At 44.4% G+C, this 23,228-nt stretch carries 21 protein-coding genes; 9 read left to right on the top strand and 12 right to left on the bottom strand.

Annotation, left to right across the window (positions count from 1 at the left end; translation table 11 throughout):
- Window positions 1-21: 21 nt before the first annotated feature.
- The 5 genes from CTT30_RS18050 to CTT30_RS18030 all read right to left on the bottom strand — a co-directional run bounded on the left by CTT30_RS18050 (window position 22) and on the right by CTT30_RS18030 (window position 3,544).
- Window positions 22-420 carry an OsmC family protein gene (locus CTT30_RS18050; protein WP_252037365.1) on the bottom strand — a complete coding sequence of 133 codons (399 nt, stop codon included), beginning with the start codon at window positions 418-420 and terminating at the stop codon, window positions 22-24.
- 11 nt (window positions 421-431) lie between these two features.
- Complete coding sequence (locus tag CTT30_RS18045; protein ID WP_239864312.1) at window positions 432-1,409, bottom strand: Gfo/Idh/MocA family protein; 978 nt, start codon at window positions 1,407-1,409, stop codon at window positions 432-434.
- Between the two features lie 72 nt (window positions 1,410-1,481).
- Window positions 1,482-2,096 (bottom strand): LysE family translocator, encoded by a 615-nt coding sequence (locus tag CTT30_RS18040; RefSeq protein ID WP_239864314.1) that lies wholly within the window; start codon window positions 2,094-2,096, stop codon window positions 1,482-1,484.
- An 88-nt stretch (window positions 2,097-2,184) separates the two neighbouring features.
- A complete protein-coding gene (locus tag CTT30_RS18035) occupies window positions 2,185-3,108 on the bottom strand; it encodes a LysR family transcriptional regulator (RefSeq protein WP_252037364.1) in 924 nt (307 codons plus the stop codon).
- Window positions 3,098-3,544: an Lrp/AsnC family transcriptional regulator gene (locus CTT30_RS18030; protein WP_252037363.1), complete on the bottom strand. Its 447-nt coding sequence runs from the start codon at window positions 3,542-3,544 to the stop codon at window positions 3,098-3,100. Before CTT30_RS18030 ends, CTT30_RS18035 begins: the two co-directional genes overlap by 11 nt.
- A gap of 196 nt (window positions 3,545-3,740) precedes the next feature.
- Between CTT30_RS18030 and yjeH the strand changes: the two genes are divergently transcribed.
- Window positions 3,741-5,000: an L-methionine/branched-chain amino acid transporter gene (gene yjeH, locus CTT30_RS18025; RefSeq protein WP_252037362.1), complete on the top strand. Its 1,260-nt coding sequence runs from the start codon at window positions 3,741-3,743 to the stop codon at window positions 4,998-5,000.
- Here the strand turns inward: yjeH and CTT30_RS18020 are convergent.
- On the bottom strand, window positions 4,993-5,751 hold the full coding sequence (locus CTT30_RS18020) for a class II glutamine amidotransferase (protein ID WP_252037361.1): 759 nt from the start codon (window positions 5,749-5,751) through the stop codon (window positions 4,993-4,995). The genes yjeH and CTT30_RS18020 overlap by 8 nt on opposite strands.
- A 37-nt stretch (window positions 5,752-5,788) precedes the next feature.
- Entirely contained in the window at window positions 5,789-7,210 is a 1,422-nt protein-coding gene (pdxR, locus tag CTT30_RS18015) for a MocR-like pyridoxine biosynthesis transcription factor PdxR (RefSeq protein WP_252037360.1), read from the bottom strand.
- Window positions 7,211-7,306: 96 nt separating this feature from the next.
- On the opposite strand from pdxR, the gene CTT30_RS18010 reads away from it, so the two are divergent.
- Entirely contained in the window at window positions 7,307-7,969 is a 663-nt protein-coding gene (locus CTT30_RS18010) for a pyridoxamine 5'-phosphate oxidase family protein (protein WP_252037359.1), read from the top strand.
- On the opposite strand, the gene CTT30_RS18005 is transcribed toward CTT30_RS18010, so the two are convergent.
- Together CTT30_RS18005 and CTT30_RS18000 are read right to left on the bottom strand one after the other, a co-directional pair.
- Complete coding sequence (locus CTT30_RS18005) at window positions 7,966-9,285, bottom strand: ATP-binding protein (RefSeq protein ID WP_252037358.1); 1,320 nt, start codon at window positions 9,283-9,285, stop codon at window positions 7,966-7,968. The two genes, CTT30_RS18010 and CTT30_RS18005, sit on opposite strands and share 4 nt — an antisense overlap.
- Before the next feature lie 6 nt (window positions 9,286-9,291).
- Window positions 9,292-9,984, bottom strand: a complete 693-nt coding sequence (locus tag CTT30_RS18000) for a response regulator transcription factor (RefSeq protein WP_286037081.1) — start codon at window positions 9,982-9,984, stop codon at window positions 9,292-9,294.
- Window positions 9,985-10,309: 325 nt separating this feature from the next.
- Between CTT30_RS18000 and CTT30_RS17995 the strand changes: the two genes are divergently transcribed.
- Window positions 10,310-11,221: a histidine ammonia-lyase gene (locus CTT30_RS17995; RefSeq protein WP_252037357.1), complete on the top strand. Its 912-nt coding sequence runs from the start codon at window positions 10,310-10,312 to the stop codon at window positions 11,219-11,221.
- A gap of 6 nt (window positions 11,222-11,227) precedes the next feature.
- Window positions 11,228-11,923, top strand: coding sequence for a VV20781 family protein (locus tag CTT30_RS17990; protein WP_252037356.1), 696 nt, complete (start codon window positions 11,228-11,230; stop codon window positions 11,921-11,923).
- 44 nt (window positions 11,924-11,967) lie between these two features.
- Here CTT30_RS17990 and CTT30_RS17985 read toward each other — a convergent pair whose 3' ends face one another.
- A complete protein-coding gene (locus tag CTT30_RS17985) occupies window positions 11,968-12,969 on the bottom strand; it encodes an AraC family transcriptional regulator (protein WP_252037355.1) in 1,002 nt (333 codons plus the stop codon).
- 108 nt (window positions 12,970-13,077) lie between these two features.
- Here CTT30_RS17985 and CTT30_RS17980 point away from each other — a divergent pair, with 108 nt between their 5' ends.
- From CTT30_RS17980 to CTT30_RS17965, 4 genes are all read left to right on the top strand, one after another.
- Complete coding sequence (locus CTT30_RS17980) at window positions 13,078-13,401, top strand: hypothetical protein (RefSeq protein WP_006960661.1); 324 nt, start codon at window positions 13,078-13,080, stop codon at window positions 13,399-13,401.
- Window positions 13,401-14,624 (top strand): HlyD family secretion protein, encoded by a 1,224-nt coding sequence (locus CTT30_RS17975; RefSeq protein WP_252037354.1) that lies wholly within the window; start codon window positions 13,401-13,403, stop codon window positions 14,622-14,624. Before CTT30_RS17980 ends, CTT30_RS17975 begins: the two co-directional genes overlap by 1 nt.
- Before the next feature lie 1,123 nt (window positions 14,625-15,747).
- A complete protein-coding gene (gene codB, locus CTT30_RS17970; RefSeq protein ID WP_239836152.1) occupies window positions 15,748-16,986 on the top strand; it encodes a cytosine permease in 1,239 nt (412 codons plus the stop codon).
- A gap of 9 nt (window positions 16,987-16,995) precedes the next feature.
- Entirely contained in the window at window positions 16,996-18,273 is a 1,278-nt protein-coding gene (locus CTT30_RS17965) for a cytosine deaminase (RefSeq protein ID WP_252037353.1), read from the top strand.
- Window positions 18,274-18,316: 43 nt separating this feature from the next.
- Here the strand turns inward: CTT30_RS17965 and CTT30_RS17960 are convergent, their stop codons facing one another.
- Window positions 18,317-19,081: a TerC family protein gene (locus tag CTT30_RS17960; protein WP_239864326.1), complete on the bottom strand. Its 765-nt coding sequence runs from the start codon at window positions 19,079-19,081 to the stop codon at window positions 18,317-18,319.
- Window positions 19,082-20,026: 945 nt separating this feature from the next.
- Between CTT30_RS17960 and CTT30_RS17955 the strand changes: the two genes are divergently transcribed.
- On the top strand, window positions 20,027-20,479 hold the full coding sequence (locus CTT30_RS17955) for a dCMP deaminase family protein (RefSeq protein ID WP_239836149.1): 453 nt from the start codon (window positions 20,027-20,029) through the stop codon (window positions 20,477-20,479).
- Here the strand turns inward: CTT30_RS17955 and CTT30_RS17950 are convergent.
- Window positions 20,462-23,110 (bottom strand): ATP-binding protein, encoded by a 2,649-nt coding sequence (locus tag CTT30_RS17950; RefSeq protein WP_252037352.1) that lies wholly within the window; start codon window positions 23,108-23,110, stop codon window positions 20,462-20,464. The genes CTT30_RS17955 and CTT30_RS17950 overlap by 18 nt on opposite strands.
- Between the last annotated feature and the right edge of the window lie 118 nt (window positions 23,111-23,228).

The raw sequence follows: 23,228 nt of genomic DNA, 5'->3' as shown, positions 1-23,228 counted from the left end.
CTTTCCACGTTTTATAGTAAGCTATACTATGTCCCAACTGTGGGTCATTTCTACGCCTTCACCTAGCATCAGGCACACGGAACAATACTTTTCTAGAGAGTCTGCTGTTACTTTTGCGACAACCTCGGCATCCAAATTTTCACCAGACACCTCAAAATGAATATTTACTTTGGTGAAAATTCTAGGCGCGGTTTCACGACGCTCAGTCGACAGTTTTGCCGTGCAACTTGTTACCTTTTGCGCCGCTTCTTTTAGCCCGTCAACAACATCGACTGAGCTGCAGCCACCCGCCGCCATCAGAACCATCTCCATTGGGCTTGGTGCTGTTGCACCGCCATTACCATCCATGACCACAGAGTGACCAGATTGAGAGTGACCAAGAAACTTAAACTCTTCAATCCACTTAACTTCAGCTTGCATATCTTTCTCTCTTATACGTCTGCCGGGAATATTACGCCCGTTTGTTTACGAATTTCTGTCAGCAATTTAGCCACAATCAGCGAGCGCTTCATACAGTCTTCGTCCATTTTGTTCGTTTCAAATTGCTTAGCAAAAACCAAGGCTTCGTAATACATTGGGTTCGGATCTTGTTTCACACTCAAATCTACTCCAACACTGCCTTTTGTAATCTTGGTCAGCTTTTTACCCGTAGAAATCATCTCCATCAAAAGCGCGCCCTCTTCGCCTTGAATTTCGCTTGGTAAATAGGAGTCACTGGTTTTAGAGTGCTGAAGCACGACTTCAAAGCCATCATAACCCAAAATCACACTTCCACTGCCATCCACACCACTGTCCAGCAGCTGGGCGTGAGCTTTCACACTGAGTGGTTCGCCAAATAACTCTACCGCAGCGCCTACACAATAGTAGCCAATATCCATAATTGAGCCGTTTGCAAAAGCAGGATTAAACGTATTTGGGTTTTCACCCGCCAGATACTTAGGATAACGCGATGAATACTGACAGTAAGTAATCAATGCTTTACGAATTTTACCGATGTGGCGGCTATGCTCTTTCAATAATTTAAAGTTGGGAGTATGTGGTGACATAAATGCTTCAAACAGCACAACATCATTTGCTAATGCCGTCTGATACATCTGTTGCGCTAACGTCTCATTGGCAGCCAGCGGCTTTTCACAGATCACATGTTTCCCTGCTTCTAGTAGCTTTATCGCTTGTGGGGCATGCAGTGAATTCGGGCTGGCAATGTAAACCACATCAATCTCTGTTGAAGTGGCCAATTCGTCAAAATCATCGAACAGAGCTGGTGAATCATATTTCTCGGCAAACGCTTTCGCTTTTTCAATAGAACGGGAATACACGCCTGCTAAAAGATACAGATCGGTTTTTAATGCGGCCTCAATGAATTGGTCTGTGATCCAGTTTGTTCCGATAACAGCAAGTCTAATCATCCTTTCTTCTCCAATCATGACAAAAGGAGCCAAGGGCTCCTTTGTTATCTATTCTCATATGTATTGAGTATCTTACACTGTCATGACGACTCGCACCGCTAAAAAAATCAACACGGCACCTGACAAACGATCAATCAATTGTGCTCTGGAGCGAATTTTGTCTAGCAAACGGGGGCTAGAGAGTAAAAAAGTAATCAGGGTGTACCACAGACCATCGACAACGAAAGGGGTTAATACAATCAGAGCTTTGGCTGCCAAGCTATCTCCAACGGCCACAAATTGGCTGAACAACGCGATAAAGAACAAGGCAATTTTCGGACTCAAGATGGAGATAAGAAAGCCCTCTTTTGCCGACTGCCAAGCCGTTGTGTGCTCTCCTGATTCTAACTTCGCTGCCACGCCACCTTTTGAGCGCAGAGCGTTGTAGCCAAGATAAGCCAAATACGCCGCCCCCGAATAACTGATTGCTTTGAATAGCAGTGGGGACTGTTGCAGGACAACGGCAAGACCAATCAGGGTAATAAAAGCATATATACCGATACCAAATGCATGCGCCCATGCCGTTGCCAAACCATTTCTACGACCACCAGCCAAACTATGCTTGGCCACCATCGCTAGGCTTGGTCCGGGTGACATCGCCCCTAAAATGCAGATCGTGAAAAGTGATAGCCAGATTGTGAGTGTCATTATTTTTTCCTGAAACTAGAGTCATACCATTAAGTTATCGCAGCGAAATAATGATTTGAAATCAAAGTTTATTATATTAGCTATGACTTCAAATCATACTAATAGAATACCTTGAGGTGCGGATCGCATGAAGCACCCTCTCACGCATCCACTGATGGGCTTTATCTTGATCATACTTAGGGTGCCACATAAGCCAATACTGATGCGCTTCCGTGTCAAACGGTAGCGGGCGATATTCCAGATCGTGATTGGCGGATAAGTTCAACGCAATGTGTTCAGGCACTACCATTAAATAATCACTAGAAACTAGCGCATTCACGGCAGCAAAGAAGAAAGGCACTTTCAGCGCTACCCGCCTTTCATAACCTAAATTTTTCAATACCGTGTCAGTGCTGGAATCTTTGTCTCCCCCTCCGGTGACTTTCAAGTGCGGATAAGCGATTAAATCTTCTACCGTCAGTGTGCGTTTAGACGATAATGGATGAGAGCGATGCATAAGGCAAACTGACTTGTCTTCCCCGAGCTTCACACTGGTTACATTAGCAGGTTTCTCTGGCTGCATGGTTGACGCTAAGTGGATACCCGTTTCGCCAAACTGCTGAAGATAATCAGGCTGCCAAAGTCGATAAGCCAAGTTGACGTTAGGGGCTTGCTCCACCATTACCGCAACAACATCTGGCACTATGTACTGAGCAACATAATCACTGGAAGACAAAACGAACTCCTGCTTCCAAGTTTTAGGATCGAATGGTTTGTCATGCAGCAGCTGTTCAAACTCGCCCAAAAGCAAATTGAGTTTTGTCTGCATTGCGAGCGCTCTTGGGGTCGGAACCAAAGCATTACCGTCACGCACCAATAACGGGTCACCACATAAGTTTCTTAATTGGGCGAGCTGGCGACTCACTGCAGATTGGGTGATGTTAAGTCGTTCTGCAGCCTTACTGACATGACATTCCTCTAGCAGTACCTGCAACGAGCGCAATAAATTGAGATTGATATGATTAAGAGACATGACGGGTATTAAAAAACTCCGTGAGTACAGTGTGGGTCATTAGGTGACGTAACTCCGGAATCGTTTGTAATTCATCGCGAACTGCATTAAGCCTAGCCATGCTAGGCGCTTCAACAAACAACATCATATCCGTCTCCCCTGTAATGGCGTGACACCACTTCACTCCCTCGATCTTATAGATCTTCGCAGCGTACGACTCACAATAATGTGACGACGCAGACATATCGAATTTTAAGGCAATGTAGGCCTGTATCGACTCCGGCTCGTCTTGGGCAATATTGGCGTGATAACCAAGAATCACTTTCTCTTGTTCCAGTTTTTGAATTCTTGCAGTAACAGCTGAACGTGACAAATTGACCTGTCGAGCAATATCACTGACCGATGCTCTGGCGTGGTGTCTTAAAATATCGAGAATTTGATTATCGAACTTATCCATATTACTTCCTGTCATACCTCAACTTATCCTGTTGATTTCAGGTAATGTGACACAAAAAGCCGTTGGGCGAAAGAGTGCAATCTGCCTATTTACCTCCCTCAGTTCCGCCAAAGTGACATATAAATCCGACAAATTGTTTGCTGTGTTTCTCTTAATGTTTGAGTAAGCTATCAAAAAAAATTACGGGAAAGGAACCATGGGGCAGCTAAAACAAGAAATCACATTATTATCAGGCGTTGGGCAACTCTCAACGACCTTGCTGGGTACTGGCCTTTTTATGGTCCCCGCTATTGCAGCTGGCATCGCTGGTTCACTTTCTCTTTGGGCGTGGCTCATTCTATTTATTGCGATATGTCCGATTGCGCTGACCTTTGCTCAGTTAGGTAAGCGTTACCCGAACGCAGGTGGAACCGCGTATTTTGTACGTCAAGCATTTGATAAGCGCCTTGAAAAAAGCGTGGCTTGGTTATTTGTCAGTGTAATTCCCGTCGGTGTACCTGCCGCGGTGGCACTCGCCGCCGGATTCTTACAGCAGTTACTGCCTAAAGCGCTGGACTCATCTATTTTCGCTCAACTTCTAACGGTGTTTCTTCTAATAATTGTCAATTTGGCCGGAACGAAATCATCCGGACGGCTACAGACATTTATCGCGCTAAGTATTTTCACTCTGGTTGCTGCCTTCTGGTGGAAAGGCGATATTGGCGGGCAAGATCTGACGATGCCGGCACTCACCTCCGAATCAACCTGGAGTATTGGGGCTGCACTAGCCGTTATGTTTTGGTGTTTTGTCGGGATAGAGGCTTTCGCACACATGGGAGAAGAGTTTAAAAATCCGCAAAGAGATTTCCCCATTGCGATCATTATCGGTTGTTTTGTCGCTGGAGCCGCTTACTGGGCCTGCTCCGTCGTTATTTTAAAGTTTGGTGCCTATGGCAGCAGCGAATTCGACAGCGCTTCCATACCTTGGTTATCAGAAATGCTGTTTGGTGAACAGTTTAAACTGCTCATCAGCGCCCTTGGGTTTGCTGCCTGTTTTGCTAGCGTCAATCTATACACACAGAGTCTCTCAAGAATGGTCTGGGCGCAGGCACGCGAATATAAACCTAAAAGCGCCTTAGCCAGAGTCTCCATTCGCGGCGTTCCGGCCAACGCAACTTTGGTAGTCGGCGTGGTGCTAGTGCTTTCATGTTTGGTCGGGGAAATTTCAGGCCTAGATCTTGAGTTTTTTCTAAAGCTGGCCAATGGCATTTTCGTTCTGGTTTACCTTTTGGCCATGCTTTCAGCCTATAAGCTCCTGACAGGTACAAGTAAATGGATGGCTGGCGTGGCATTGTTTATATGTACTGGCGTATTTATCTGCTTAGGTTGGTCAATGCTATATGCCGTCACTATTTTCGCCGTTCTTTCTCTCCCATGGGGAAAGCGACGCTCTCTCAATCAAAGTCGGGCTAAATAGCATGATAGGTTACGGCGTCACCCTTTATAGACAAAATACTTTGCGCAGAGACTTTTCTCCAATCAGCGCTTTTTTCCAACGGCTCTGATGCCAGAGCAATGTTTGCGCCATCTTGTAGAATGAAGACGGTTGGCGCATCATTCGCTGAGCTATAACGCACGACCCAAAATTGCTCACCATCCGAAATACAAATCGATGCTTTCAATGGTTCTTCTATTCCTCTCGATGTCGCCAGCTGGCCTATATCCTTGAGAGTTGTACGAATCGCTTCAACAGGCTGCTCACGTAGGCCATTTTGTAACATTAAAAGAAAGATAAGCTCGCTATCCGTTGTGCCCATGCGCTGGAGGAACAACGGCTCCGATAACTTCTTATGTAACTCATATTTTATTTGTTCAAAGCCCCCAATCTGACCATTATGCAAAAACATCCAATTATCGATGATAAACGGATGACAATTAGAACGAGAAACCTGAGTCCCTGTGGAAGAGCGAACATGGGCCATAAATCGATGGGAACGAATGTGGTGAGTTAATGAGCGCAGGTTTTCATCTCCCCAAGCCGGTAAGACTTCGTGGAACTGCCCCGGAGTATTTCGCTCGGTATACCAGCCGAGCCCAAAACCGTCGGCATTCACGCGCGTGACTGCTTTTCTTGCATCAAGACTTTGGTGCACCAAGGAGTGCTCAGGCTCATAGACTAATTCGTCTAAATAAATGGGTTCTCCTTGATAGGCTAACCAGCGGCACATAAGCTTCCCTCAATTGATGATATTTCATTCAATACAATCACGATTCAAACAATCGGGCAAGCACTCGTATTCTCGGTTCTAGCTCTGACAAGGGCGTATTACCAAAACCAAGCACAACAGATCGCCAAGTGCGGTGACTTGCCGCGGTATGCTCGTAGTAGCTCAACGGGCGCAGTACTATGCCTTGCTTTTCGGCCCTTGCCACCCACTCTTGCTCATCTATTCCGCCGTTCCATTTGAGCGTGACATGCAATCCTGCCGCTTGGCTGATGATTTCCACCCTTCCATGAAAATAGTCGACAATGGCTTGGCTGACTATTTCATGTTTCTGTTTGTACAACCGGCGCATTTTCCGAATATGACGAATGAGATGACCTTCAGCAATAAAGTCAGCCAAAGCCTCTTGTGTATGAGAAGGAGAATCCCCGCTCATGGCATCTTTGATTTCAAGACAGCTCTCAATTAAACTATCCGGCACCACCATATAACCTAACCTTAAGCCGTTAAACATCACTTTACTCAATGAGCCAATATAGATCACGTGCTCATCTAGCCCCATTTGTCCTGCTAATCCCTGTAGACTGGTATAAGGCCGGTGCGCAAACTGAAACTCACTGTCATAATCATCTTCAATGATCCATCCTTGATTACTCGCCGCCCATTCAATCAACTTCAGGCGATTTTCAGTGTTGATGGTCGTTCCCATTGGATATTGGTTACTCGGGGTGATGTATAGCGCTCGTGCCGTACTTTTCAGGACATCATTCAACTCAAAGCCTGTTTCTTGATGCACCGTCAAAGGTTCCAGCTGATATTGGTTGAGTTCAAGCACCTTGGTCATTTGGGCATACCCAGGCTGCTCCATTAGAACTTTTTCACCTTGTGCCAGAGTCGCCGCCATCGCAATGGTCAAAGCCTGTTGAGCACCAGAAGTCACAATGATTCTCTGTGCCGAGCAGTGAACGGAGCGGCTTGAAGACAAGTAATCAGACAGCGCCGCTCTAAGCGCTTCACTGCCCTGAATATTTTGATTTCCCAGTAACACTGGGCGTAGAACATGCCTTTGCAACAATCGCTGCCATTTACCAAGTGGAAACTGTGAAAGATCTGGAACGCCAGGTGCAAATGACGAATTGATATCAAAGCAGTTGGACTCGACCGAAGACGTACCCTGAGTCACGGTCGCTGGCACATATTTATCCGGTAACTCAACCGCAACGTAGAACCCCGAACCTTGCTTACTTTCTATGTAGCCTTCCGCCAACAGCTGCTCATAAGCAGCCGTCACTGTATTACGACTTACATTGAGTTCACTGGCGAGCTTGCGCGTCGAAGGCAACTTACCCTGCAATGGCCACAAGCTTTTCACTATTTTTGCTCGAATCGCATGAAATAACTGCTGTTGTAAGGTGCTCGCCCCACCTGAGAGAGTCAGATCTCCAATATCAATCAACGCCATTAACTGGACCTATAACTTTGTCAAAACTGGCTCTCAATAACATACCAGTTAAACATTAGATTGGAACCATAAATTACAAGCCAATGGAGAAACGCAATGCTATCAAACACAGAAAGGACCCAAATAAAAAAAGGCGCACACAAAGCCGTGTTCGAGGACAAGCATCTTGCACAAATAATTGATGAATCATTAATCGCCCATATCTCGATTAATGACGCTAATGGCCCTATTGTGATTCCTATGTTGGCATGGCGTGTTGATGAACATGTGTATATACATGGTGCGAACAACAGCCGATTGCTGCGCTCATTAAAACAAGGCCACCAGACCTGCCTGACATTCACACTATTCGATGGCTGGGTTCTAGCGAGATCGGCTTTTCACCACAGCGCGCACTATCGCTCAGCAGTCGTGTTTGGCCAATTTGAAGTAGTTGAAGAGAAGCAGGAAAAAGATCGTCTGCTCAATCATTTTATTGAGCAAATTGCCCCCGGAAGAACGGAGCAGGTCAGATTAAGTAGTGACAGAGAACTCGCCGCGACAATGGTGCTTAAGATGCCTTTAAGCGAAGCGTCAGTCAAAATCAGTCGTTTTGGTGTCAACGATGATGAATCCGATTTGGACATTCCAGTGTGGGCTGGCGTCTTACCCTATCGGACGACAGTTGGCCCACTTGAGCCAGTAGAAGCATCCACACATTTGGAAGAACCCGATTACAGCAGTGCTTATGGTGAACGCTGGTACAGACCAGTGAACTAACACTCGATAAAAACCTTAAAACGAGCCCCACCCAATTCGCTCTCATCTATTGAAATACAACAGATGAGTCGTTTGGCGGATTCTGAAACAATAGTCAGCCCTAACCCCAAGCCGTCGCTATGGCGGCTTTTATCAAGCCTAGAGAATGCTAGAAAGATCTCATCGTATTTATCTTTGGGGATACCAGCACCGTCATCTTCGATATCAATCACTAATGTGTTGTCAAAACCGATTAAAGTGATCGCGACCGCAGCATCTGCATAGCGGAATGCGTTTTGAAGCAGATTATCAATCACCAAATTAGCTAAAGTTTCCAATACATCCAAAGCTGGGGTGGGCTCAGTCAAAGAGGCGTGAAAGCTGATTTGTTTGTTATAATGCTCTTGCCTGTCAATACGCTGCTTAAGCCAGTGCTCAGGGAGAAGGTTTTGTGTATCGAGCAATTCGCTTTCCGTCAAACCTCCTACCCGGGAAATTTGTACCACGCTGGCAGTCAGCGCGGAGATATCGTCAACATATCGGTCAATATCATCAAAAAACGGTTCTTGCTCCTCAACAGCATTGCGCCTAGCCATATCGCTGGCTAACTGAATTCGACTGAGCGGCGTTCTGACTTCATGAGGAATAGCCTGCGTGTAGATCTGACTCTGCTTTACATGGCCTTCAATGTCATCTGCCATGTAGTTGAAGCTTTCCGCCAGTTCTTTGAGGGGAAGTCGGAAGTTGTCACTGTCAATACGTGCACTAAACTCTCCGCGTCCAAAGCGACGAGACGCACGGTTAAGCTGATTAATTTGGTTGTGTAGATGGCGAATAGGGACATAAACAAATACGCCTAAGCTGACAAATATCCAAGCAACAAGGCCAATGACAAACATTACTTCGGAGTCTTCGTACCATTCAAATTGAGGTTCGAAAAAATCTCGGTTCTCACTGAACATGAGACTTTTCGCCGAGTTCGGTAACGGAAACACCGCCACATACAAGTTATCTTCAACTAGATAAATGGGAATCGACTTCAATCGATACAGCTCGCGACAATCTGAGCATGGCAGCGTCTCAGGTTTTACGTTAACCAATGATAGATTAAAGATGTAAAACTGCTGCTTCCCCGTGTTGGTCAACTCTTTATAAAGGGAGTTAGGCTGACCACGTTGTTCGATGTATTGATTAACGAAAAACTGCCCATCATTGAGGAATATCTCGACTTCAGTTTTTCGCATAAAGTCAGAACCCAAAGTGAGAAATGCAACAACAGTGATTACAAGCCCTGTTGCCAGACTAATGTATGCTTTGGTAAAAGTGGAACGAACCATATCCGATTATGCCACTGTGAGCATATAACCCTGATTGCGAATGGTTTTTATCTGAGCGTTGTTCACATCCGCTCGGGCTAATTTTCGTCGTAAGCCCGAAATACGCATATCAATGGAGCGATCATTGAAGGTGTATTCTATCCCACGGGATGATTGGCAACAGAGATCTCTTGATACCGCTTTGTCGGGAGATTGAACCAGCAAAAGAAGAATGTCGAACTCCGCCTGAGTTAAGTCAATGTTTTTGCTGCGATAAAAAGCCACTTTACGTAAAGGGCACAACTTAAACCCATAAGCTTCGTAGTTGTGCGTCGATGGCTCCTGCCCCGCTGCCGCATAACGACGTAAATGAGCTTCAAGACGAGCAACCAAGATATGACCACGAATTGGTTTAGTCAGATAATCATCGGCGCCCAATTTTAGTAAACTGACTTCACTCAGCTCCTCTTGAACTGCTGTTTGTACAATCACAACACCCTGATAGAAGGTTCGTAGCTTTTTAAGAACCGTCGCACCATCTTCCCCCGGTAACATGAGATCCAATAGCACAACGTCAGGCTGGTAGCGCGTCACCGCATCTACCGCTTTATCACCTGAATACACCACCTCAACACCATATCCTTCGGCTTCAAGGTACATTTGAGTCAGTCTTGCGATTTCCTTATCGTCTTCAACAAGAAGCACTCTGTAATTCACAATCTACTTTCGCAACCATTTATAAATTGACGCAAATTATATATTAGACGATTACTTGCTCAAGCGAGGAAATTGAGATTGCGCTCCCTGCCACACTGGATTTTGTAAGAGTCTACTTACAATCAATTACAATATCCGCTTTACCCACTCGATTAGATGCCGTTAATAGCCTCATTCTAGTGTTCGTATCGTGGACATACTGTGTTCTCAAGGCACATTTTTCTGAGCTGAGTGTTTATGCTCTTACAAATCGCAGTGGACCTATTCGACAATCTAGTTACTCTCTTTATTATTCACCAAAGTTATCATTCAATAAGTAAATAATGAAATGAATCCTAACCGCTCTCTTCTTCTCTCGACGTTCACCGTCGCTTTACTATCTGGCTGTAACAGTGATGATACGAATCCAACATCAACAACGGCCAATGCCGTTAATGTCTACAGCTCAGCACCCAACTGCAATGTCCAGACTGGCGCAAATGCTTGCCAGTTCGATAAAGGCGTTTATGTCCTTAGCATTGGGCCAAATGTTTCTGAAACGCAGCGTGCTCGGGTACAAACCCAAATTAACAACCTGACTAACTGGGCGCACAGTGATGTGCAAAAACAATTCGCTCAAAAAACCTTGGTCATTGGCGTCATAGAAAAAGAGCCAACGGGCAGTGCTGATTATGAAACCTTCGTCCTTAATTTGGCTCAACAGGTCAACACCTCCTCTGGTATTGACGGTATTGAGCTTGTTTACACCAATAACGGCGGTGGTGACGAAACACTAAAAAACACCTCATACCAAAAGATGCTGCAGCTTTACGACTACTATGTCGATGAAGACGTGTTAACCACACAAGGCGCCGAAGTCACCAGTGCCTATCAAGAATTCCAGCGCCTTCTGTCATTGCAAACTGGCGCGACTAAGCTTGAATACGACCCATGTAACTACGGAAACGGTCAGCTCGCCGCCAATACATGCCCTGCCCCAGATGACAAAGGGGACGAAGACCCGATCCACACGGTCAGCAAGGATCTTAACCCAGGCGCTCTATTGGGTTCGATGTATGAATACAAAGTTGACCCAAGCCTAGGCACCTATCCCGGTGAGCTGAAACCTTCATTTACAGCAACCGGGGATGTGGCTAGCCAAGATTCAAACGCAACAGATAACCCTCTTAACTGGACGCATAGAGCGTTTGCGCCACTGAACAACTTCCTCAATAGCTGGTTTTTCGTCAATAAGAAGTAAATAGATATGAACAAACACCTACTCGTTAGCGCTATGGCGCTTGCCCTTACCGCTTGTGGTAGCACCGCTATCATGGATAAATCGGCCGCTGTCAAAGCTCAGCCAGAGATCAACATAAAGACCGACAATAATTTATGGAAGCTCGGTCGAGAAGGCACTTTTGATATCGCTGGTATGTATAAAGGTAAGTACTCTCGCAGCGCCTCTTCATCAACGTGGTTCAACAAACTGTCTTTTAAAGATGGAGAAATGGCGGCAGAAGTGACTCGTACCAGTGATGGAAAAACATGGGTGTTGACCTGCACAGGTGGCGGTGTCTCATACAACTACATGGGCGTAGAGTTCGGTGGCAACGATCCTTATACCTGCACTATCAGCTCAGATGAGAAAAGCGTTGGTGAGTACAAAATTGAGCCTGATGCAGGTGTACTGGATATCGGCTTCGATAAAACAGAGAAAGGCTTGGTAAGAATTGGCACCACCCACTTTAATGTGAAAACTATTCATACTGGTGAAGGCCTACTTGTGCCAATCGACACACCGCTTGGCTACAGTTTTGAGCGTGGAACACAAGAAGTCGCAGCAGTGCAAACTAATGGCGCACTCACAATCCAGATGCTTGACTCACTGAACGATGATGAACGAGACACTTTAGTGGTTGGCGCAATTGCTAGCGCGCTCGGTTGGCGCCCTGAAGAGTAGCGGACTGAAAAGCGCCATTACGGCGCTTTTTTTGTTCTCTGCGCCTAAAGGTAGTAACGCTGTACGTATTGGTTTGGCGTTAGACCCCGATGTTTTTTAAACATGCGATTAAAGCTAGCGATATTCTGATATCCAAGGCGTTGAGCAATATCGTCAATCTCGATACCATGACGCATCATCTCTACCGCAATGTTACTCAGAACATAACCACTCACAGTGGTGAAGTTCATTCCTAGATTACGCAACCGACGTTGAAATTGCTGCACTGAGAGCCCGAGTAAGCTAGAAACATTTTCTACCGTTGGCAGCCCATAATGGCGGCTGTAGTTTAGAATTTCATAAATCACTTTCACTTCATCTTCTGGGTCAGGCATATTAAGCAATTCGTCCAAGTCAGCAAAATTCATCGCTAGTCGCCCTTTCTGCAGCCTCGCTTGCTGCTTGGTAGCTAAACGCAGCTCCGAATGAAACCATATCTCCGTGGACGAGTGACTCCATTCTACCTCACAGCCAAAATATGCTTCATATTTAGCTGTACTCTCGCGAGAACCAGACAGTTGTACTCTGAGTGGAGAAAAATCCTGACCAAGATAAGTACGTAAAACCTTAGTGAGTGCCATCGCCATACGAACACTGTCGTGAACTTTACATTCAGGTTCGATCATCGGGTTCCGATACGCCCATTTGATCAATGAGCCACTCAGGGAAGCAGACAGAAACGCCCCACTTTGCAGACTGCTAAATCCATAATTCACACGTCGAATGGTCGATGCGAGATCACTACCAGAAAGAAGCCAGTGAGAAATAACACCTATCTGCCCAACATCAACATCACGGTTGATATCAAGAATCACATCGGGATTATCAGTAACGTCCTCTAATTTTTCAAACCAGCGATTCACTTCAACCATTGGGATCAGCGTCATCGGATTGCGAAACGCGGATTCTGGAATCACCAGTTCGCCATCATCAATTTGGTAGCGCGACCTCGCTTCCTGATGAATATGTCGAATTCCCAACACACGCATAAAGCGCACTTTATCCATATGCAGATCACATCAATTGGCTATTTAATATGAATCAATCTGTCACATACTAAGCTAATTTTCAAATCCGAAACACAATACTGATCCTTATTAATAAAGGAGCCTTGAATGAGTTTATTAAGTGTCCCGTTCGTTGGAACCGGTGCAGACACCGCATTACATGTCGTCGCAACTATTGTCTTGATTGCGACTGTCGGCGCTGCTCTGTTTGGATTCTGGAAGTTTCACGAACTACCAATCAACAAAGCCCATAGTAAAGACCATCATCAAATAGGACTAATAACGGCGTTGACATGGATTGGTTTCATCTGGCACTGGGTTTGGGTTGTCGCAGTCATTGTCGCTTTTGTCGATATGGACAAAGCCATTGTCAACCTACGCGACACTTGGCGTCACGCACCCAACACAAAAGATAAACAGGAGGAGGCTTAATGTTAGAAGGTTTAGCTGTCTGGGCGCTTTTTATTTATCTGCTAAGACTGGTGGGTATGCCCTGGAATACCGCGACCAAGTCATTCGCCTATTTAGGTGGCGTTTCTTGGCTGATGTTTGTTTGGGTCGGTTTGATCAACTATACGCCAATGGATCTATCTGGCGGTTCGGTGGTGCAATCCCCTCATATCCAGTTACGCCCCGATTCTCCTAACGTAACAGGTAAAGTCGACAAGATTTACATTGAACCCAACCAAAAGGTAAAGAAAGGCCAACTGATTTACGAGATCGACCCGACTCAATACCAAATCGCCTATAACCAAGCGAAAGTAGAAGAAGAGTCCGCGATGGTGGAGCTTGAAGTGGCATTTGAGGATGTTTCAATTTCACAAGCAACGTACGAGTCAATGGTTCAGGATTTGGAGACTACAGAAAGCCAACTTGCTGCTGCCAAAGCCGATTACAGTTTGCAGAACAAAATGTTAAAGCGTTACAGAGAGCAAAACCGTGTCGTGAATAACACCATCACTGCGAGCGATATTGATAAGCAGGAAACAGCCGTCACTAAGGCACGACACAACGTCTCAACCATAGAATCAAAGCTAAAAGCAAAACAGGTGGACACTGAAAAAGCCAAACTTGCTATCGCGAAATCAGAATTAGCGGTTAAATCTAAACATGCTGATTGGAAAAAGTCACAAGAGAAACTCGCAAAAGCAAAATGGGAGCTGAACAGCACCAAAGTTTATGCACCTGCAGATGGCTTTGTGACCAACTTCATCTTGCGCGAGGGGCAGCGTGTCTCAATGTTACCTAGGCTGCAAATGTACACAGATGAGAAATACGTGCTAATGCGTGTCAATCATCAGGCGATTCGCAATGTTAAACTAGGACACAGTGCTGAATTTTCTTCTTCAGTCTACCCAGGTAAGATCTTTTCTGCTCAAGTTGAGGGGATAGTTGAAGCCACGGGAGAATCACAAAGCAACTTATTGGGCTTGGACGAATCGGTAAGAGTAACGACAGGAAAAAATGTACAAAATAAGCATCACTTCGTGCGCTTGAAAATAGAAGAAGCCGAGGGCTATGACATCCCCGTCGGTTCTGTTGGGCTCGCTTGGGTTAGCGGAGACAAACCAATCGGCTTTATGGCCTTCCTCGATGTTATCCGTGGCATCATCATTCGTATGAAGTCCCAGCTCTACTACTTCTATTCTATTTAGCCCATACTACCTACAGCCCGGTGAATCCGGGCTTTTGCTTTTCACTAACATAACCATAAAACGATCGCATTCGCTGTCAATTTCTATAGCTTTATCATACATGTCACTCAGCACAGCTATTTCAGCCAATATATTGAAATAGTAAACATAAAAAAGCCAACATTCTCATCGTGCTAGCACTTTTCATTTCTTTGTTATCTCCAGTACGAATGAAACAGAAACTCAATCTCAAATATAGTGTTACTCTGAGCTTAGCAAGGTTTTCTAAACAAGAATAATAGGAAAGTGATGTAATGAAAGTCTTAAAGTGTGTGAAATATCATTAGCAATAACGTTTTAATTCGCAAAATGCAAATGCACATTGCAATTGAAAGTCGAAAAAATGCTATATTGCGCCCAAATGCTAGGCAATTACGCTCTATAAAAGTTGGCACATATACTGCATTTATTAAGGTGACCCTTCTTAAGCCGAGGGTCACCTAGCCAACTGACGTTGTTAGTGAACCAAATTTGTTCACACTTATTTAAGCCAATCTTACTTATTGAGGTTGGCTTTTTTTCTGTCTACTGCCAACACATCTATCATGGTTCGTCATTGCTACATTGGTGTGTCAGTTCAATGATCATCACATGGCACTGATACGCTCAATAATTGCACGCTTTCTCTTTTATCTTGTCTATTAAATTTCTTACGATTTAATGTGATAAATAACCACTATAGACTTTCTTCATTGCCAACGCCTCAAAATCAGACATTAGTTGATGCTTCCACACCAAAAATACTCAAAATCACGTCAACAGACGTTTGAAACAGAAACTTGGTGAAGCCAACGTATAAAGCCATTCTTACAGACACGCATTCATAACAAACTTATTTAAATCTATTGGACTTACCTCTAAAAGTATCATTTAGAAACCGATTACATCATCTTTAATGTTTTTTTTATTAAATTCATAATAAAACTATCTTTTTGTTTTATAAAAAATTAATTACAACCAATACCAAGCAAACGTTAAACCTTATGGATTTAGATTGACCAAGTGATATTTATCACCATAATAACGGCCGTTTATCTATAATTTACTCACTTAAGTTTGTTTTATCTATTTGTGGAGGTGATAGATGTCCGAAGATAACAACTACAGTCTGGGACCCGTTCCAACAACAGCCAGAAAAGGCGTCATCTCACTCACGATGGTGATGTTAGGCTTAACCTTTTTCTCCGCAAGCATGTGGACAGGAGGCTCACTCGGTACCGGCCTTTCATTTAATGACTTTATTCTCGCAGTCCTAATTGGCAATCTTATCCTCGGTATTTACACTTCTTTCCTCGGCTACATCGGGTCTTCTACTGGTCTCTCCACTCACCTTCTCGCTCGATTCTCATTTGGAACTAAAGGCTCATGGCTTCCTTCAGCTTTACTTGGTGGCACACAGGTCGGTTGGTTTGGTGTAGGTGTTGCGATGTTCGCTATACCCGTTCAAAAAGCGACAGGCATTGATACCAATACATTGATCATTGTGTCCGGTCTTCTAATGACAGCGACGGTTTACTTTGGCATTAAAGCGCTGATGGTGCTTTCAGCGATTGCTGTTCCTGCTATTGCGATACTAGGCAGCTATTCAGTATCCATGGCCGTCGATAGCGTGGGTGGATTTGAACAACTCAAGCTTATTCAGCCAGAAACGCCTATGGATTTCTCTGTCGCACTAGCAATGGTCGTAGGCTCATTTGTCAGCGCAGGTACACTCACCGCAGATTTTGTTCGCTTTGGTAAAAAACCAGCTGGCGCCGTGCTGGTCACTATGATCGCCTTCTTTATCGGTAACTCACTAATGTTTGTCTTCGGCGCCTCAGGGGCAGCAGCGACGGGTATGGCAGATATTTCGGACGTCATGATTGCTCAAGGCCTACTACTACCTGCCATCATCGTACTTGGGCTCAATATCTGGACCACCAATGAAAATGCTTTATACGCTTCAGGGTTAGGCTTTTCTAACATCACCGGACGCTCAAGTACTATGATGTCTATTATCAACGGTATCGTGGGCACCATCTTCGCATTGTGGCTGTATAACAACTTTGTTGGCTGGCTAACGTTCCTATCGACTGCCATTCCGCCGATTGGTGGCGTCATCATTGCGGATTTCTTGATGAATAGAAAACGATACCAAAATTTCACTACGACAGAATTCAAAGACGTGAATTGGGCTGGTATTGTAGCAGTGGCAGTAGGTGTTGCAGCAGGTAAGTTTATACCTGGAGTTGTACCAATCAATGCCGTATTGGGAGGCGCACTGTGTTACGTCGTGCTCAACCCACTTTTAAACAAGAAAACACTCGACACGCAATCCGCGTAAGGACGCATAATGACTAAGATATTGATCAAAAATGCAAAACTACAAGATCAAGAAGGATTGAAACAGATCCTGATTGAAAATGGTCAATTTCAACAGATCCTAGATAACGACATTGCTGTTAATCACTCTGGTGACATTTTAGATGCAGAAGGTGGACTCGCCGTTGCGCCATTTTGCGAGCCTCACATCCACTTGGACACAACTCAGACAGCGGGAGAGCCGAGCTGGAATATTTCCGGTACACTGTTCGAAGGCATTGAACGCTGGGCTGAGCGCAAAGAAATGCTGTCTGTGGAAGACGTTAAAGCTCGTGCAAAACAGACTCTTAAATGGCAAATTGCCAACGGTGTTCAACACGTTCGTACTCACATTGACGTATCGGACCCGACGCTTGTCGCTTTGAAGGCGATGGTTGAAGTGCGTGAAGAGATGAAGGAATGGGTCGAGATTCAGATCGTCGCGTTCCCACAGGAAGGTATTCTCTCCTACCCTAATGGTAAAGAATTACTCGAAGAAGCGGTAAGGCTTGGCGCTGATGTTATTGGTGCGATTCCACATTTCGAATTTACACGAGAATATGGTGTTGAATCTCTACACTATGTTTTCGAACTGGCAAGAAAATATAACCGCTTGATTGATGTGCACTGTGACGAAATTGACGACGAACAATCTCGCTTTGTCGAGACCCTCGCCGCCCTCGCGCACAAATATGAAATGGGAGATAAAGTAACAGCTAGTCACACAACAGCGATGGGGTCCTACAACGGCGCTTATGCGTCGAGGCTTTTCCGCTTGCTAAGAATGTCAGGCATTAACTTCGTCGCTAACCCACTCGTCAATATCCACTTACAAGGACGCTTCGATGAGTATCCAAAACGGCGCGGAGTCACTCGAGTTAAAGAAATGCTCAACGCTAATATCAACGTGTGTTTCGGCCATGATGATGTGTTTGATCCTTGGTATCCATTAGGCACCGCAAATATGCTTCAAGTGCTTCATATGGGACTGCACGTATGCCAAGTAATGGGCTATGATCAAATCAACAACTCCCTTGATTTGATCAGTACCAACTCAGCTCGTACTTTGAATATCCAAGATAGATACGGTGTCGAAGAAGGTAAGCCAGGAAACTTATTAATTCTACCCGCTGAAAACGGCTTTGATGCCGTTCGCCGTCAAGTTCCAGTCCGTTACTCAGTACGTCACGGAAAAGTCATCGCACAAACTCAACCTGCGGTTACGTCGATCCATTTGGAGAGTGAAGAAAGCATAACTTTCCGTCGTTAGCATCAACTGAATGAATAAAGGGAAGCACTGCTTCCCTTTCTATTTATGACCTAACGGTTTCTGCTTTGAGCTTAAATGGCCGAATCCGTTTTATTCGAACCGATTGCTTTTTCTTGAGTCGGATATGACACAGTTCTAATACTAAGCCAAACGCCATTGCAAAATAGACGTATCCCTTATTCACGTGGATAGCAAAACCTTCTGCCATCAACAATCCGCCAAGCAGCACTAAAAATAATAATGCCAATGTTTTAAACCCAGGGTATCGGCTCACAAGGTGATTTATCTTCTCTGCTGTTAACACCATAATCACCGCCGAAGATAAAATAGCCGCTACCATAATTGGGACTTCACTCGTCAAACCAACCGCCGTGATGACAGAGTCCATAGAGAACACCGCGTCAACAGCAACAATCTGTAATAGTACGACTGCTAACCCAGTTCGAACGTGGGTAGAATGCGTTGCCTCGCTATGTACAAGCCAAGACCACAGCTCTTTTGCACTTTTCAATAATAGGAAGGCGCCGCCAGCAATCATAATGATGTCACGTCCAGTAAAGCTCGTAGACATTATTTCCAAGACTGGATGTGTCAACGACATAACCCACGATATAGAGAAGACCAGCACGATTCTCGCGGCCACTGCTAGGGTTATACCTAGGTTGCGAGCAAGCTTTCTCTGATGTGCAGGAAGTCGTTCACAAAGAACGGAAATAAACACAACATTATCGACGCCGAGTACCACCTCTAGTGCGAATAACGTTGCGAAAATAACCCAGGTTTCGGGTTGCATGAAAAGTTCTAACATAAAAAAGCCTCCTCGGATGAAGAAGCCGGAGAATGAATCAGTCGACTAAAGGGGTCGTCCATTTTAAGTTATTTACCTCTGTTACTTAGAAGCGGCCAGTTAATCATTCAATGAAATCATGCGCAAAGCTCTATTTGTAACAATTAGTAAAAAAGAAAACCCCACCAAGCTCTCACTTAGTGGGGTTTATTCTTACTCGCAGCAATCCGGCTACTATAGGTGCTCCCTGCATCTATTCCATGATAGTTCGCTGATTCCTTCAGCACTGTCCTTATCATCGCCTTCCTAGCGGTGTCCTCGGCAATCCAGCCCGTTAGCTATCCTCGCTAACTCTCATCACTTTATCCTTAAGCGGTGTCCCTGAATCTATCATCCTGATAGAAATTGCCTTAGTCCTTTAAGCGTCCATTAACCTTCCTTGATGTAACCATCCTAGTTACTAGCCTCCAGCTAATGTCCTTCGCTTTCCTTGCCGACTGTTCATCCTGAGCAATCGAATCTTCGTCCTGAAGATGACCTGTCCATGGGTCTTTCCTGTTCCGTGTCCGCATCCTGCTGACCACTTAAGATTATGCCCCTCAGGTATTTTAACAATGGTTAATTTCTCACATTGAAAGCGAAGCTGACGGGCAAAATCCAAAAAAAACTTAAAATACAGTCACTTAAAATAAAAATTCTACAATTATCGCACCGCTTATAGTCATTAAACTTACGCATTTGTAAGAGATCTCGCACAGAATCCCGAGCCATTAGTACCAAAGCCACCCCTAATTCGACTGATAATATGTGATGCGAATCACTATAAAAAGCCAAAGGACACACCTACAGAGGCTAACGCTCAGAATTTTACTGGACTATCTATACCGAAATTAGGATATTATTACCTGATCTCTATCACACTACTTTTTCCCCTATACAGGGTTTGCTTCCTAGAGGAATGACTGAATGATTTCTAAATGGGCACAACGCTTTTACCAAATGGCTGTTCTTGTCGGCTCATGGAGTAAAGATCCTTCCACTCAGGTCGGTGCTGTCATCACAAAACAAAATCGTATCGTTTCTGTTGGATTTAATGGCTATCCACATGGCATTTCTGATAGTGCCATGACCGATGACAGAGAGATGAAATACCTCAAAACGCTACACGCAGAAGAAAATGCAATCCTATTCGCTAAACGCGACTTAGACGGCTGTGAAATTTGGGTGACACACTTCCCTTGCCCTAATTGCGCTGCCAAAATTATCCAGACTGGCATCTCCGCGGTTCATTGCCCAGAGCAAACAGATGATTTCCTATCTCGCTGGGGTGACAAGATCAAAATCAGCCAAGAAATGTTTCTCCAAGCCGGTGTGAAAGTAAACTGGTTACCGCTGGAAGATTTAAAGGACAACCTGTAGTCGTTCAAACGTATCGAATAGCTGCTGAGACTTATAAGGTTTAGGTAAGTAAGCATCCATCCCGGCGGCAAAGCAGCTATCTATTTCTTCAGGTAGGACACTGGCCGTTAAAGCAATGATCGGTGTTCTGCTTCTTCCCTGCTCTATCTCCCACGCACGAATATTCCGTGTTGCTGTCAGTCCATCCATAACTGGCATCATGCAATCCATCAATATTGCGGTGTACTGCTGCCCAGACTGAAACATATTGACTGCCTCTGCACCATTACTGGCAATCTGGTAGTTCATTCCAATCTTGCTGAGGAAGAAACTCGCTATTTTTTGGTTCATCAAATTATCTTCTACGATCAACACACAACGGCTTTCATTTGAGCGAAGCGATTGATTTTGTATTGGTTCAGCATGATTGCTATTCAGTTGAATAGAGTTGAGAGCTTTCGTAACCGCAGTTTCAAATCTGCTGCCGAGGAAGGGAAGCGTCAAATTAGATGATACCAGTGCTTCAGAATCTGGCAGCATAAACAGATGGTGCTGTAAACCAATGATTTCCGAGAAATTAAATCGTGCTCTAAGTGAGGCCAGATCTCTACGCGAACTGTGATGCGCATGATAACAATAAAAAATCAAATCGAATTGCTCATCTAGCTTTATACCTTCATTGGCATTTTCTAAAGTCGTTACCATCAAACCAAAGCGTTGTGATTCGCTCTCGATCAACGAGGTGTATCGACTGTTATTGGTGATAAGCAACGCTTTGCCTTTGACTTTGTCCCTGCTTGACTCAACGACAGAGTTCGCAGGAATAGAAACGCGAAAACAACTTCCTAACCCCAGAGTAGAGCTGGCCGTGATACGTCCTCCCATCAATTCTGTAATCTGACGACAAATTGCTAGTCCTAACCCAGTCCCACCATATCTTCGAGTAATACTGCCATCTTCCTGAGTAAATGGCTGGAAAATCTCCTCCAGTTTTTCTTCATTAATGCCCACGCCGGTATCCGTGACACAGCAATCTAAATATGCTTGTTGTCCTTCATTGAGCATGGTGATCGTGACCGAGACTGTGCCATCTTGAGTAAATTTCACCGCATTGCTGAGTAAATTCATCAAAATTTGTTTAAATCGAAACTCATCAATATACAAACTATCTGGAATATTGTCAGAAAGCGTTGCTATGAGTTCTACCTGCTGTTTAAGTGCTTTAGTGCTGACCATATTCATTGCTTCAAAAGCGGATTCACGAATATCAGAATGACTTGGCGATAGGGTTAGATTTCCAGATTCAATCTTCGATAAATCGAGAATATCGTTGATCAGAATAAGCAGTGCATGTGAAGACACATCGATATCGCTAAGAATATCTTTTTGCGAAGAAGTTAGATGGCTGTCGGACAAGATCTCCGTCATACCTATGATACCGTTTAAGGGCGTGCGGATTTCATGAGACATATTAGCTAAGAATAAGCTTTTTGCTTGATTCGCCGCTTCTGCATTTTCTTTCGCAATGACGAGCTCTTGCTCATACTGTTTTTGCGTCTTAATCACGTAATTCACACTGTGAGCAAACTTAGAAAATTCATCTTTACCATCTACGGGGATCAGTTCTACACTGCCACTATTTCGCATACTCCCCATCACAGAAAGTATGTGCGCCAATTTAGAATTGATTCTGTATAAGGTACTGGTCCCCCAAAAAAACATTCCCGCAAAGAGCGTGAATCCCCCGATGGCTATCGCCAATAATGTATGTTCACTTCTCTTAATACTTATTTGAAGTTCTTCATGAAGTTTGTCTGAAAACACACCTAGCTGTTTTTCTACTAGAACATTACGTTGCTCAATAGCAGAGGCAAAGCCTTCTAATTTATCTCGCTGACTGTCACTAAACAGCATGTGTTGCTTGTAGTAGCTCCCGCGTTGAAAATCTCGACTAGCAAAAACATTCAGTAACGTAGTGACTTGCTCAGAATCCGCTCCTAAATTGACAAATTGGTCTAGGTAGAACTGCTGCCTTTCACTGATCTTAAAGTACTCACTGGCGTATTCCGCATATGAGAGACCCATAGCTTTGATTTCCTGCGCAATCCAAGCTTCTTGTTCCATCCAAAAATACAACCAACTCAAATCACTTAATACGAGATCCAGTTTATGTACTTTTAGCTCTGCACTATGACTCTCTATCGATTGAACGTCACTATAGAGATCGTATAAGACTGTGTAGATAAGACGACCTAATTCTAAGCTTCCATCGGAACTGACTGTAGCGAGCTCGGGGATAAGCTCATTAAGCTCCTCAATGTAGCTTAATGTATGATTAGAATCTCTAATGCCGTGATGTACATGCTCTTCGGTATGCGCTACCTCCGCGGCTAAATTCAATGATTGCTGGGCCATATCCAGAACTAAAGCCGCATTCTGTCCTTCCATGCGATGGTTAAGCGCTTGATACACATACTTAGAAAATGCAGACAAATGCCTGAGTGTTTGGTTTTTTTCGCTAATGACAGCGTAGCTGTGAAGTCTGTCCTGAATGCGAGTGACCGCATTGGCGCTAAACAGAATTATGACTAATGTAGGTATAAGGCATAAAATCAGCAACCGACTTTTTATAGATATATTAGTGAGTAGCATTGAGACTCGTTCCTTCGAATCATTTTTTAACCACTAGACCTATAATATTAGTTCATATTAACTTTGCTTCTTATTAACAAGGCTAAAATTAAGGTAATTTTTTGGGCTTCAAGGGGTA

The sequence above is a fragment of the Vibrio coralliilyticus genome, assembly GCF_024449095.1.
GTDB lineage: Bacteria > Pseudomonadota > Gammaproteobacteria > Enterobacterales > Vibrionaceae > Vibrio > Vibrio coralliilyticus_A.
Note: the sequence above shows the minus strand (reverse complement) of the source record. Positions and strands in the feature narration are given on the sequence as shown.